Source organism: Chitinimonas naiadis (assembly GCF_054780835.1).
This window is the reverse complement of record NZ_BAAGVO010000002.1, coordinates 485,748-498,415: the sequence shown is the minus strand read 5'-3', so window position 1 is coordinate 498,415 and position 12,668 is coordinate 485,748. Positions and strand designations below refer to the sequence as shown.

Annotated in this window: 11 protein-coding genes; 6 read left to right on the top strand and 5 right to left on the bottom strand. The window is 62.6% G+C overall.

What is annotated here, in order from left to right:
• Positions 1-159 precede the first annotated feature (159 nt).
• Positions 160-1,884, bottom strand: a complete 1,725-nt coding sequence (locus ACYVHK_RS04660; protein ID WP_460528097.1) for an IlvD/Edd family dehydratase — start codon at positions 1,882-1,884, stop codon at positions 160-162.
• Between the two features lie 142 nt (positions 1,885-2,026).
• Between ACYVHK_RS04660 and ACYVHK_RS04655 the strand changes: the two genes are divergently transcribed.
• Positions 2,027-2,812, top strand: a complete 786-nt coding sequence (locus tag ACYVHK_RS04655) for an SDR family NAD(P)-dependent oxidoreductase (protein ID WP_460528095.1) — start codon at positions 2,027-2,029, stop codon at positions 2,810-2,812.
• Here the strand turns inward: ACYVHK_RS04655 and ACYVHK_RS04650 are convergent.
• Both ACYVHK_RS04650 and ACYVHK_RS04645 read right to left on the bottom strand, forming a co-directional pair.
• Entirely contained in the window at positions 2,809-3,027 is a 219-nt protein-coding gene (locus ACYVHK_RS04650) for a cysteine-rich CWC family protein (RefSeq protein ID WP_460528093.1), read from the bottom strand. The genes ACYVHK_RS04655 and ACYVHK_RS04650 overlap by 4 nt on opposite strands.
• Before the next feature lie 3 nt (positions 3,028-3,030).
• Entirely contained in the window at positions 3,031-3,990 is a 960-nt protein-coding gene (locus ACYVHK_RS04645) for a LysR family transcriptional regulator (RefSeq protein ID WP_460528091.1), read from the bottom strand.
• Positions 3,991-4,158: 168 nt separating this feature from the next.
• Here ACYVHK_RS04645 and araD1 point away from each other — a divergent pair, with 168 nt between their 5' ends.
• From araD1 to ACYVHK_RS04630, 3 genes are all read left to right on the top strand, one after another.
• Complete coding sequence (gene araD1, locus ACYVHK_RS04640; RefSeq protein ID WP_460528089.1) at positions 4,159-5,169, top strand: AraD1 family protein; 1,011 nt, start codon at positions 4,159-4,161, stop codon at positions 5,167-5,169.
• Positions 5,170-5,283: 114 nt separating this feature from the next.
• The gene (locus tag ACYVHK_RS04635) at positions 5,284-6,720 is read left to right on the top strand and encodes an aldehyde dehydrogenase family protein (protein ID WP_460528087.1); all 1,437 of its coding nucleotides are present in this window, start codon (positions 5,284-5,286) and stop codon (positions 6,718-6,720) included.
• A gap of 25 nt (positions 6,721-6,745) precedes the next feature.
• Positions 6,746-7,621 carry an SMP-30/gluconolactonase/LRE family protein gene (locus ACYVHK_RS04630; RefSeq protein ID WP_460528085.1) on the top strand — a complete coding sequence of 292 codons (876 nt, stop codon included), beginning with the start codon at positions 6,746-6,748 and terminating at the stop codon, positions 7,619-7,621.
• Positions 7,622-7,631: 10 nt separating this feature from the next.
• On the opposite strand, the gene ACYVHK_RS04625 is transcribed toward ACYVHK_RS04630, so the two are convergent.
• The gene (locus tag ACYVHK_RS04625; RefSeq protein WP_460528083.1) at positions 7,632-8,156 is read right to left on the bottom strand and encodes a class IV adenylate cyclase; all 525 of its coding nucleotides are present in this window, start codon (positions 8,154-8,156) and stop codon (positions 7,632-7,634) included.
• A 326-nt stretch (positions 8,157-8,482) separates the two neighbouring features.
• Between ACYVHK_RS04625 and gndA the strand changes: the two genes are divergently transcribed.
• Positions 8,483-9,889: an NADP(+)-dependent, decarboxylating phosphogluconate dehydrogenase gene (gene gndA, locus ACYVHK_RS04620; RefSeq protein ID WP_460528081.1), complete on the top strand. Its 1,407-nt coding sequence runs from the start codon at positions 8,483-8,485 to the stop codon at positions 9,887-9,889.
• A gap of 756 nt (positions 9,890-10,645) precedes the next feature.
• Positions 10,646-11,956 (top strand): tryptophan--tRNA ligase, encoded by a 1,311-nt coding sequence (locus ACYVHK_RS04615; protein WP_460528079.1) that lies wholly within the window; start codon positions 10,646-10,648, stop codon positions 11,954-11,956.
• A 61-nt stretch (positions 11,957-12,017) separates the two neighbouring features.
• Here the strand turns inward: ACYVHK_RS04615 and ACYVHK_RS04610 are convergent, their stop codons facing one another.
• The gene (locus ACYVHK_RS04610; RefSeq protein WP_460528077.1) at positions 12,018-12,665 is read right to left on the bottom strand and encodes a site-2 protease family protein; all 648 of its coding nucleotides are present in this window, start codon (positions 12,663-12,665) and stop codon (positions 12,018-12,020) included.
• Between the last annotated feature and the right edge of the window lie 3 nt (positions 12,666-12,668).

The following is a 12,668-nucleotide window of genomic DNA, read 5'->3' as shown; positions in this document are numbered from 1 at the left end:
GGGCGCTACCTGGCCGCAAGCTATCCACGACCTATTGCGGATTGATCCCTACCCCAAATCCTCGCCGCCGCTGCGTGGTTGTCGCCCTGCAGGGGGCGTACAACCACTGGGTCCTCCTTGCGGGAGTGGCGCCTCACGTGGATGAGTCCAGGCGGCTTCCTAGTGGGATTCGCGCGGAACCGCCGCGCCGCTATTGCCGACCAGGAAATCCAGGTCGGCGCCGAGATGCGCCTGCTGGACATGATCGACATAGAGCTTGTACCAGCCGCGCTTGGGGGTTTCCGGCGCCTGCCAGTCCTCCCGGCGGCGGGCCAGTTCGGCATCGGGCACGTCCAGGTGCAGGCGTCGACCGGCGACGTCGAGCTCGATCATGTCGCCGTTGCGAACCAGGGCCAGCGGCCCACCGGCTGCGGCCTCCGGTGAGACATGCAGTACCACCGTGCCGTAGGCCGTACCGCTCATGCGCGCATCGGATACCCGCACCATGTCGGTAATCCCCTTCTGCAGGACCTTGAGCGGCAGCGGCATGTTGCCGACCTCGGCCATGCCGGGATAACCCTTGGGACCGCAGTTCTTGAGCACCATGACGCAGGTCTCGTCGATATCGAGTTCCGGGTCGTTGATGAGGGCGTGGAATTCCTCGATGCTCTCGAACACCACGGCGCGGCCGCGGTGCTGCATCAAATGGGGAGACGCGGCGGAAGGCTTGATGATGGCGCCATTGGGCGAGAGGTTGCCCTTGAGCACTGCGATGCCGGCATCGGGCTTGAAGGGTTCATTGCGCGGCGTAATGACCTCGCGGTTGTAGCAAGGGGCATTGCGGCTGTTATCCACCAGGGTATGGCCGTTGACGGTCAGGGCCTCGGGCCGCAGCAGGGGTTCGATCTCCCTGATCACCGCCGGCAGGCCGCCGGCGTAGTAGAAGTCTTCCATCAGGTATTTGCCCGATGGCTGCAGATTGACGAGACAAGGTATCTCGGCCCCCAGCCGGTCGAAGTCTGCCAGGTCGAGCGGTATGCCCATGCGGCCCGCGATGGCCAGCAGATGCACGACCGCGTTGGTCGATCCACCGATCGCCGCGTTGATGCGGATGGCGTTCTCGAACGCCTCGCGGGTCAGGATCTTCGACATGGTCAGGTCTTCCTTCACCATCTCGACGATGCGCCTGCCCGTCAGCTGCGCCAGCTTGTACCGGCGCGAATCCACCGCCGGGATCGCCGCGTTCTCGGGCAGGGACATACCCAGCCCTTCCACCATGCTGGCCATGGTGGACGCCGTCCCCATGGTCATACAGTTGCCCTTGGAGCGATGCATGCAGCTCTCGGAGGCGACAAACTCGTCCATGGTCATCTGGCCGGCCCGGACCATCTCGGACATCATCCAGACACCGGTCCCAGAACCGACGTCGTGTCCACGGAACTTGCCGTTGAGCATGGGGCCGCCGGACAGGCCGATGGTTGGGAGATTGCAGCTGGCGGCGCCCATCAGCAGCGAGGGCGTGGTCTTGTCGCACCCCATCAGCAAGACGACACCGTCGATGGGGTTGCCGCGGATGGACTCCTCTACATCCATGCTGGCCAGGTTGCGGAATAGCATGGCGGTGGGACGCAGCTGGGTCTCCCCCAGCGACATGACGGGAAATTCGAGCGGGAAGCCGCCGGCTTCATAGACACCGCGTTTGACGAATTCGGCCAGCTCGCGGAAGTGCCCATTGCACGGGGTCAGTTCCGACCAGGTATTACAGATACCGATAACCGGTCGACCATCGAACATGTCGTCCGGATAACCCTGATTCTTGATCCAGCTACGATGCATGAAACCATCGCGGTCCTGCTTGCCAAACCAGGCCTGACTGCGCAGGCCTTTCTTCTTGTCTTCACTCATCTGTCGTCCTCGGTGGACACCGATACGCGCCGGTGCCGTTGCATTTACCGAAGGATGCTAGCGGGGTAAGCTATAACGGTCTAATGCTAAATTCTGATAGAACGATATCAGATTGAATATCACAAGAATGGAGACATGCAGCATGACCCAAGCAGCACAGCAAGGCCGCCTTGCCCACTACCCCAGCCTGGCGGGGCGCGTGATTTTCATTACCGGTGGCGGCACGGGCATCGGAGCCGCCCTGGTCAGCGCCTTTGCCGAACAAGGCGCCAAGGTTGCATTCGTCGATATCCAGACCGAAGCCAGCCAGGCGCTATGCGATACGCTGGCCGGACGCGGCCTGGACCGGCCGCTGTTCCGGCATTGCGACCTGCGCGATATCGCGTCCCTGCAAGGCGTGATCGAGGAGGTCACGACACAGTTGGGCGATATATCGGTACTGGTCAACAATGCCGCCAACGATGCACGCCACCGCATTGAGGATGTCACGCCCGAATCCTGGGACAACGGCATCGCCATCAACCAGCGGCCTGCCTTTTTCGCCGCCCAGGCGGTCATCGCCGGCATGCGGCGGCTTGGTGGCGGCGCCATCATCAATTTCGGTTCGGTCGGCTGGAAACTAGCCACTGGCGGCTATCCGGTCTACGCCACGGCCAAGGCCTCGACCCATGGCCTGACCCGTGCCCTGGCCCGCGACCTCGGGCCGGACCAAATCCGCGTCAATACCGTGGTGCCCGGCTGGGTGATGACCGAGAAGCAGTTGAGCCTGTGGGTGGACGATGCGGCCCGCGCCGAGATTGCCAAGAGCCAGTGCCTGAAGGGCCAGTTGCTACCGCAGCACCTGGCCAGCATGGCACTGTTCCTGGCATCGGACGACGCCGCCATGTGCAGCGCCCAGGAGTTCACCGTCGACGGTGGCTGGGTCTAGTCGCCAGCGGCGGCTGGCAAGCCGGCCGCCGCGCAGCGTGGGCAAATGCAGGCTTCACCGCGCTGGGCGGCAGGGATGCGGGCAAGGATGGCAGGATCGATATGCGCAGTGCGACACCAGCAAGGCGTATCGAAACTGCCGCACTGGGCCGGCGCGCATTGATTGGCGCCGCCGCAGAGCGGGCAGACGGTATTGGGCTTGGGCTGTATATCCATGATTCAGGCCACGGCGAGCTCGCCATACATCTCGGCCGAGACCTCGCGCAGTATGCGCAGCATGGCGGTCGCACAGGGCGACAGCAACTGGTCGCGGCGGGTAATGATGCCGAAGGCGTCCATCTTGCAATCGAGCGTCACCGGCAGGGTCGCCAGCATGCCGTGCTCGGCATAATGACGGACCACATCGACCGGCAGCGCAGTCACCATATCGGTCTCTTCCAGCAAGGCGGTCGTCAACGACAGGGCGGTCGTCTCGATCACATTGCGCGGTGGTTCGAGGTTCTGCTGACGAAAGAGTAGATCAAAGCGGTGCCGCAGCACGCTGCCGCTGGGCGGCAATACCCAGGCGGCCGACATCAGGTCCCGCAGGGTCAGGCCGGCACCCTGCGCCAGCGGGTGGCCGCGTCGTGCGGCAAGGCATACCGGTTCCTCAGCCAGCAGCTCGTAGTTCAGGCCGCTCTTGTCGTGCTCTTCAAACAGTCTCGCGACCAGGATGTCGAAACGACCTTGCTGCAACAAAGGCTGCAAGGCATTGCTGGTATCGAGCTGGACATTGATCTGTACATAGGGGAATTGCTGCTTCATGCGGGCGATCGCACGTGGCAACAGGGCGGTGCTGACGCCCACGATCGCGCCCAGATTCACCTGACCGGTAAGGCCTGACTTCAAGGCCGTAATTTCGTCGTGCGCCTGGCTGAGGTTGGACAGCACCATGCGCGCATGACGGATCATGATCTCACCGTACCAGGTCGGTTTCATGCCGCGCGGCAGTCGCTCGAACAACTGCACGCCCAGCATGTCCTCCAGGTCCTTCAGGAGCTTGGACGCTGCCGGCTGGGTCATCCCCAGCACTTCCGATGTGCGGTGGATATTGCGCTCTTCATCCAGCCCCACCAGCAGCAGGAGCTGCCGGGTTTTCAGACGGGCCTTGATAAACCAGTTCGAGTAGTTGGCTGCCATGCTTGATCTCCAGTCAGGTAGTAAACATATCAAAACACGTATCGTATTGCTCAATTAATTCATTAGAAATGCATACCTCGTTCTTCTAGTATGGCCATCACACCCACCCGGTAGCACCCTCACGCGATGACGGCACAGGGGCTGCGGGCCATAAGAGCAGGAGACACGATGCACAGTTTGCGATTGATCCAGTACACCCAGCACGACACCGGCCGGGTCGCCGTCATTTCCGGCGACGGCCTGCAGGCCAGCCCGGTGAGAGGGGTCCATTCCACCTACGCACTGGCCCTGGCGGCCATTGCTGCCCAGCGCACGCTGGCACATCAGATCGAAGAGCTGGGTCTGGATGCGGCCATCGACTATCCCGCCCTGCTGGCCGAGGGCCGGGTGCTATCACCGTTGACCCACCCTGACCCGGCCCACTGCTATGTCACTGGCACCGGGCTGACCCACCTTGGCAGCGCGGCAACGCGCGACAAGATGCACCAGAAGCTGGGTGGGGACGACGAGCAACAGTTGACCGACTCGATGCGCATGTTCAAGTGGGGCCTGGGGGGCGGCAAAAGCGAGCCTGGCTTGCCGGGCGTTCAACCGGAATGGTTCTACAAGGGCGATGGCAGCATCGTGGTGGCACCGGGCAGCCCCCTGCCCTCGCCGGACTTCGCCCTCGATGGTGGCGAGGAGCCGGAACTGGTCGGGCTGTATGTGATCGGCAACGACGGCCGGCCCTGGCGGCTGGGCTATGCGCTCGGCAACGAGTTCTCGGACCATGTCACCGAACGGCAGAATTATCTCTACCTGGCGCATTCCAAGCTGCGCCCCTGCGCCGTCGGTCCCGAACTGCGCATCGGCCGGTTGCCCGAGCATCTGGAGGGCAGCAGCCGGATACGCCGGGGCGATGAAATCCGCTGGGAAAAACCCTTCCTGACCGGCGAGGCCAATATGTGCCACGACTTTGCCAACCTCGAATATCACCATTTCAAGTACCAGCAGTTCCTGCGGCCGGGTGATGTACACCTGCATTTCTTTGGCACCGCTACCTTGAGTTTTGCCGATGGTATTTCGGTGGCCGAGGGGGATGTGTTTGAAGTCAGCCTGCCGGAATTCGGCGCGCCCCTTCGCAACCCGCTGGGCAAGGCTGCCACGCCGTATGCGGCGGGCGGCATGGGCGTGTTGTAGGACCAGGCTTGAACCAGGTGTATGGACTGATTAGATGGCATCTCGCCGTCTTGGCAACCGCCCAAGCTGCTTGAGACTGCCCAAGGCAACCCTAGCTGTCGTGAAGGAAACAGGATGAGCAATGTGTTCAAGAACTACATCGCCGGCCACTGGCAAACCGGCAGCACCGTCGCCTTGTCGGAAAATCCGTCGGACGACAAGGACCCGGTAGGCGAATACGCCCGGGCTGATATCGCCGATACCGACGCCGCGATCCAGGCTGCGTCCGACGCCCTGCCCGCCTGGGCACTCGGGCCGGTACAGCGCCGGGCCGACATACTCGACCAGGTGGGTAGCGAGATCCTGGCGCGCAAGGACGAGCTGGGCCGGCTGCTGGCCCGCGAGGAAGGCAAGACCCTGCCGGAAGCGATCGGCGAAGCCGCCAGGGCCGGGCAGATCTTCAAGTTCTTCGCCGCCGAGGCCTTGCGTATCCCCGGCGAAAAACTGGCGTCGGTACGGCCGGGCATCGAGGTGGAAATCAGTCGTGAGCCGGTCGGCGTGGTCGGCCTGATCGCGCCCTGGAACTTTCCGCTCGCCATCCCGGCCTGGAAGATCGCCCCTGCCTTGGCCTATGGCAACACCGTGGTATTCAAGCCGGCAGAGCTGGTGCCAGGCTGCGGCTGGCAACTGGCCGACATGTTGCATCGTGCCGGCGTACCTGCCGGCGTATTCAATCTCTTGATGGGTAGCGGCCGGCAGGTGGGCAACCGGCTGGTGGAGCACCCGCTCGTCGATGCGATCAGCTTTACCGGCTCGGTCCCGGTGGGTGAGCAGATACTGAAGACGGCTACCAGCCGTCGCGCGCGGGTACAGCTGGAGATGGGCGGCAAGAACCCGCTGGTGGTGCTGAATGACGCGGACCTTGATCTGGCGGTGAACGCTGCCGTGAATGGTGCCTACTTTTCGACCGGCCAGCGCTGCACCGCCTCGAGCCGCCTGATCGTCGAGGCCGGCATCCATGACCGCTTTGTGGCCGCCGTGCAGAAGAAGCTCGCTGCGCTCAAGGTGGGCCATGCCCTGGAGCACGGGATAGAGATCGGTCCGGTCGTGGACGCCAGGCAGTTGAAGCAGAATCTCGACTATGTCCGCATCGGCCGCGAGGAAGGGGCCGAGCTGCTGTTCGGCGGACAAGCGTTGGAGCGACCCACGCACGGCCACTTCCAGGCACCTGCACTGTTCCTGGGCAAGCCGGAAATGCGTATCGCCCGGGAGGAGATCTTCGGCCCGGTTGCGGTGGTCCTGAAGGCCGACAACTACGAGCACGCGCTCGGCATCGCCAATGACACTCCGTTCGGGCTTTGTGCCGGTATCTGCACCAGCTCGCTCAAGCAGGCCAGCCACTTCCGCCGCCATGCCCAGGTCGGCATGGTCATGGTGAACCTGCCGACTGCCGGCGTGGACTACCATGTCCCATTCGGTGGCCGCAAAGGATCGAGCTACGGCCCGCGCGAGCAGGGTCGTCATGCCGTGGAGTTCTATACCCAGGTCAAAACCGCTTACATTCAGCCCTGAAAAATAAGAACGGAGCGAGACCAAGATGAACGCACGCTGCCTGTGGCCACTGGCGACCGATCTGGGCGAGGGGCCGCTATGGCATGAGCGCGAAGGCCGACTGTACTTCACCGACCTTAAGCAAGCCACCTTGCATGCCTACACGCCAGCCAGCGGACTGACGCAAAGCTGGTCCCTGCCAGAATGGCTGTGCTGGCTGCTACCTCATGCCGATGGCGATGGATTCGTGGCCGGACTGCGCGACGGCATTGCCCGGCTTTGGCTGGAGCCCACCTTGCGCATCGAATACCGGCTTCGCCCCTATGCCGGGCAGGCCGGCATCCGCCTCAATGATGCCAAGGCCGATGCCGATGGCGCGATCTGGTTTGGCTCCATGCACAACGACGATTACAGCCGCAACGCGGGCAAGCTGGCGCGGCTGGACCCGGACGGGCGCTGGCAGGTACTCGACGAGGGCTACCATATCTGCAACGGGCCGGCCGTGAGCCGGGATGGGCGCCGGCTCTACCATACCGACACCTACCTCGCCCGGACCTACGTCTATGCGATCCAGCCCGATGGGACACTTGGCGCCCGCGCGCTCTGGCGCCAGTTCGACAGTGAACAGGAAGGCTCGCCGGACGGCATGACGGTGGACGCCGAAGACTGCGTCTGGATCGCCCAATGGGGTGGTAGTCGGGTGTGTCGCTATAGTCCGTCGGGAGAATTGCTGACGACCATCCCGCTTGCCGCCTCCCAGCCCGCTTCGCTGGCTTTCGGTGGCGAGGGGTATCGCACCCTGTTCATCACGACCGCGCGTGAAGCGATGGATGCCGCCGCCCTGGCTGCGGAACCGCTGGCAGGCGGCCTGTTTGCCGTCGAACCTGGCGTGGCCGGCCTGCCGCCGTATACCTGCCGTTGAGCCTCGCCGATCAGCCGGGCAAGGCCCGCTCGCGCAGCAAATCCACATAGGCGGTTTCGATCAGATCCTCCGGCAGGATGCCCAAGGCGGCGATCAGGTCCTGCGCCTCGCGGGCGCCGGGTTCGGGTGCCTCGCCCTCCGCCAGCACGACCTCGAGCTCCATAAAGCTGCCCAGCCCCTCTACCTCGTCCAGATGCACGCGGGTACGACCCAGCTGATACAGCCGTCGCTGCTTGCGTACCCTGCCCACCTGGCCGTAAGCCAGCGTCAAGGTCTCCCGCAGGGTGTCCGGCGCCTGGGTGGTGGACAGGATATAGAACGACGACTTGGGTCCTGCCCGATCGGGGCGCTGATAGAAGATCAGCTCGCCCGCATCGGCCGAGAAGGCCCGCAGCTTCAGGCGTCCGTTCGGGCAGGCGAAGAAGGTGTCGTCCTGGGCGATGTCAGTGCAAGGCTGCATGGCCAATGCCTTGACCCGGTCCTCCAGAACCGCCAGATCGGCGACGTTGGCCTTGATCTCGATATTGTTTGCCATGGTCTGGCGGCTACCTGCCACCGGGGTCGGAAAATGGGGGGCGCAGCATAGCATCGCCCCTTTCCTGGCTGACAAGCACGAATTCCACCAACTATACCTAAGCTGCTGAATTCGCTGGATACCAGCCCCAGAAACAATCGCGGCGATTTGGTAGTCGGACCGACTGCAACTACCTGAGCACGATTGCCCTTTATCTGTTAAAAAGCGCCCCAATATTTCAAGCAGCCCACCCAACGCTGCATCAGCAAACCCGGCCCAAGAGGCCGTATCAATCTTCGGAACAGGCTTGGCGTATGCACGGCCAGGTCAAGACAGGAGCAGAAGTAATGTCCAAGCAAAAAATCGGCGTAATCGGTATGGCGGTCATGGGCCGCAACCTGGCGTTGAATATCGAGAGCCGTGGTCATACGGTATCGATCTACAACCGCTCGCCAGAAAAAACCGATGAAGTCATCGCCGAGAATCCGGGCAAGAAACTGGTCCCCTTCCATACCCTGGCCGACTTTGTCGCCTCGCTGGAAACCCCTCGCCGCATCCTGCTGATGGTCAAGGCCGGTGCACCGACCGATGGCACCATCGACCAGCTCAAGCCGCTGCTCGACAAGGGCGACATCATCATCGACGGCGGCAATACGCTGTACACCGATACCATCCGCCGCAACAAGGAACTGTCCAGCCTGGGCTTCAACTTCATCGGCACCGGCGTGTCCGGCGGTGAGGAAGGCGCGCTGAAGGGCCCGTCCATCATGCCCGGCGGGCAGAAGGAAGCCTACGAACTGGTCGCCCCCATCCTCAAGGAGATCGCGGCCACCGCCAACGGCGAGCCGTGCGTCACCTATATCGGCCCGGACGGCGCCGGTCACTATGTGAAGATGGTGCACAACGGCATCGAGTACGGCGACATGCAGCTGATCGCCGAGGCCTACGACATCCTCAAGAACCTGCTGGGTCTCTCCAATGCCGACCTGGCGGATGTGTTCGGCGACTGGAACAAGGGCGAGCTCGACAGCTTCCTGATCGATATCACCGCCAATATCTTCAAGAAGAAGGACGACGAGACCGGGCACGATCTGGTGGACGTGATCCTCGATCAGGCTGGCCAGAAGGGCACCGGCAAGTGGACCAGCAAGAGCGCGCTCGACCTGGGCGTGCCGCTGCCCCTGATCACCGAATCGGTCTTCGCCCGCTTTATCTCGGCACTCAAGGAAGAGCGCGTTGCCGCCAGCGAGGTACTGCATGGCCCAGCCAGCAAGCCGCTGATTGCCGACCAGGCCAGGTTCATCGAATCTGTCCGCCGCGCCCTCTACCTGTCCAAGATCGCCTCCTACGCCCAGGGCTTTGCCCAGATGCGTGCGCAATCGACGGAAAGCGGCTGGGACCTGCAGTACGGCGAGATCGCCAAGATCTTCCGCGCCGGTTGCATCATCCGCTCGCGCTTCCTGCAGAACATCACCGATGCCTACGCCAAGGACCCGGAGCTGAAGAACCTGCTGCTGGACCCCTATTTCGCTGGCATCGCCAACGAATACCAGGCCGCCCTGCGCGAAGTAGTTGCCGCCGCCGTACTGGCCGGCATCCCGGTTCCGACTTTCGGTTCCGCCGTCGCCTACTTCGACAGCTATCGCGCCAAGCGCCTGCCGGCCAACCTGATCCAGGCGCAGCGCGACTACTTTGGCGCGCATACCTTCGAGCGTACTGACAAGCCGGGGATTTTCCACGCGCAGTGGTTTTAGGGAAAAGTAGAGACGTTTCCTAGACGTCACGTTCAACGAAGCGCCCGGCAGCCCCCGCAAGGGGGAGGCCGAAGTAGTAAGCCACCAGAAGGTGGCAACGACTTCGCTCAGCCGGGCGTTTTGCTTCAGTCGATGCCCAAACGGGCCTTTGCTTTTATATCACCCACTCCCCCCGCCCTCGCCGCTGCGAGGGAGCCTCGCTGACGCTCGTTAGTGGTTTCGGAAACGTTTGCTGAGCTTCTGTGGTGAAAGGCGCTGCGCTTTTCCACCCTACGTATAAAACGGCGAATCCCTTAGCAGGCACCGGTACTTGTAGGGTGGAAAAGCGCAGCGCCATCCACCGTGCACGTGATGAGCGCGGCGTGCTGCTTGCTCCATCGGGTCAGCCTGAGCGAAACCGGCGATGGCTTGACCGTCCCGTAGTTGAAGAAAGAAAACTGCCCAATGGGCTGGATTTATGATTTTTCATCCGGCCTCGGGAACTTCTACCCACAAGTGCTGTGGGTAAGTCCGTGGATAGCTGTGTATGGCGATGCTTAGTGCCGGATTTGCAAGGAAACTTGCTGGTTTGCTCAAAAATCAGGCGTTCTTGCGGCGATATCACAGGCGCCGATTTCGTCAAGCCCCGATATACTTGCCGGCCAGGTTTTCTGGTCGTGATGGCGGGCGCTGACAGCATGCCGTCGCAACCGTATCCCATGTTCCAGCAAGCCGCTAAACTTGACGGCTGTTTTGCAGTTTTAGGATCCTCGTTCCATGACACGCCCCAGCCATCGCGTACTGACCGGCATTACTACGACCGGTACTCCCCATCTCGGCAACTATGTCGGCGCCATTCGCCCTGCGATCAACGCCAGCCGCTTGCCGGGTAACGAAAGCTTTTTCTTCCTGGCCGACTACCACGCCCTGATCAAGTGCGATGACCCGGCCCGGATCGAGCGTTCGCGACTGGAGATTGCCGCCACCTGGCTGGCCGCGGGACTCGATACCACGCGCGTGACCTTCTACCGCCAAAGCGATATCCCCGAGATTCCCGAGCTGACCTGGCTGCTGACCTGCGTGACCGCCAAGGGGCTGATGAACCGCGCCCATGCCTACAAGGCATCGGCCGACGCCAACGAGGCCGCCGGCGAGGAGACCGATGCCGGGATCACCATGGGGTTGTTCAGCTACCCCATCCTGATGGCCGCCGACATCCTCATGTTCAATGCCCATCAGGTACCGGTCGGGCGCGACCAGATCCAGCATATCGAGATGGCCCGCGATGTCGCCCAGCGCTTCAACCACCTGTTCGGCAAGGGCAAGGAGTTGTTCGTCCTGCCAGAGGCGCTGGTCGAAGAGCATGTCGCCACCCTGCCGGGCCTCGATGGCCGCAAGATGTCCAAGAGCTACGACAACACCATTCCGCTGTTCGAGGGCGGTGCCAAGGGCCTCAAGGACGCGATCGCCCGAATCGTGACCGACTCCCGCCTGCCCGGTGAAGCCAAGGACCCGGACAGCAGCCATCTGTACACGCTCTACCAGGCCTTTGCTTCTGCAGAAGAGACCGCCACCTTCCGCGCCGACCTGATGGCCGGCCTGGGCTGGGGCGATGCCAAGCAGCGCCTGTTCGACCTGATCAACCGGGAAATCGGCCCCATGCGCGATCGCTATGTGGAGCTGATGGCCAAGCCCGAGCTGATCGAAGCCGCCCTGCAGGAAGGGGCCCGCAAGGCACGCGCCGTCGCGACGCCGTTCCTGACCGCCTTGCGTGAATCGGTCGGCCTGCGCACCTTCCTGGCGGTACCGCAGGTGCAGGTCGCGGCCGAGACCACCAAGCCACAACTGCCCGTGTTCAAGCAGTACCGTGAGCAGGACGGCCGCTTCTACTTCAAGCTCAGTGCCCATGATGGCCGTGTGCTGCTGCAAAGCCAGGGCTTCGAGCAGGGCAAGGAGGCCGGCATCTGGGTGGGCAAGCTCAAGCAAGCGGGAGCAGCCGCCCTGTCGGATGCGCCTGTGAGCCTCGGCGAAGGCGTCAGCCAGGACGACGTGACCCAGGCGCTTGCCGCCCTGCTGGCTGCAGATTGAGCCGGCGATAGCCCAACAAAAAGCCCCGACGTTGAGCGGGGCTTTTTGTTGGTGCAACTTGCTAGATCAGGAAATCCAGCAGCTGATAGGTAAGGTTGATGAAGGGCAGCATGATTGCCGACAAGATGCCGGTGAAGATCAAGGCAATCAGGATAAACATGCCGTAAGGTTCGATACGCGATACCGCATAGGCGGCCCGGTTCGGCAGTAGTGAAATCAGGACACGGCCGCCATCCAGCGGCGGTAAAGGCAGCAGGTTCAGCACCATCAGCACCACATTGATCTGTATGCCGGCCTGCGCCATATACGCCAAGGGCAATTGGAAGCTGCTGCCATCCAGGGTACTGGCAAGCTTCAGCAGCAGCCCCCAGGCCACGGCCATCAACAGGTTCGACCCAGGTCCCGCCAGGGCAACCCACAGCATGTCCGCCTTGGGATTACGCAGGTTACGGAAATCCACGGGGACCGGCTTGGCCCAGCCAAACAGGAAGCCGCCCAGCAGCAACGCCAAGGCCGGTACGAGAATGGTGCCGAACAGATCGATATGCCGCAGCGGGTTAAGCGAGAGCCGGCCCTCCATCTCTGCAGTACGATCACCAAAATGCTTGGCCGCATAGCCATGCGATGCTTCATGCACCGTAATGGCGAACAGCACGGGCAAGGCATAGATGGCAATCTTCTGGACCAGGTTCCAGTTCTCCAAAATCAACTT

Excerpts from the sequence above, each read along its gene's own strand:
- ACYVHK_RS04660 (WP_460528097.1), bottom strand. The coding sequence starts at position 1,884 with ATGAGTGAAGACAAGAAGAAAGGCCTGCGCAGTCAGGCCTGGTTTGGC.
- ACYVHK_RS04655 (WP_460528095.1), top strand. The coding sequence starts at position 2,027 with ATGACCCAAGCAGCACAGCAAGGCCGCCTTGCCCACTACCCCAGCCTG.
- ACYVHK_RS04650 (WP_460528093.1), bottom strand. The coding sequence starts at position 3,027 with ATGGATATACAGCCCAAGCCCAATACCGTCTGCCCGCTCTGCGGCGGC.
- ACYVHK_RS04645 (WP_460528091.1), bottom strand. The coding sequence starts at position 3,990 with ATGGCAGCCAACTACTCGAACTGGTTTATCAAGGCCCGTCTGAAAACC.
- araD1 (WP_460528089.1), top strand. The coding sequence starts at position 4,159 with ATGCACAGTTTGCGATTGATCCAGTACACCCAGCACGACACCGGCCGG.
- ACYVHK_RS04635 (WP_460528087.1), top strand. The coding sequence starts at position 5,284 with ATGAGCAATGTGTTCAAGAACTACATCGCCGGCCACTGGCAAACCGGC.
- ACYVHK_RS04630 (WP_460528085.1), top strand. The coding sequence starts at position 6,746 with ATGAACGCACGCTGCCTGTGGCCACTGGCGACCGATCTGGGCGAGGGG.
- ACYVHK_RS04625 (WP_460528083.1), bottom strand. The coding sequence starts at position 8,156 with ATGGCAAACAATATCGAGATCAAGGCCAACGTCGCCGATCTGGCGGTT.
- gndA (WP_460528081.1), top strand. The coding sequence starts at position 8,483 with ATGTCCAAGCAAAAAATCGGCGTAATCGGTATGGCGGTCATGGGCCGC.
- ACYVHK_RS04615 (WP_460528079.1), top strand. The coding sequence starts at position 10,646 with ATGACACGCCCCAGCCATCGCGTACTGACCGGCATTACTACGACCGGT.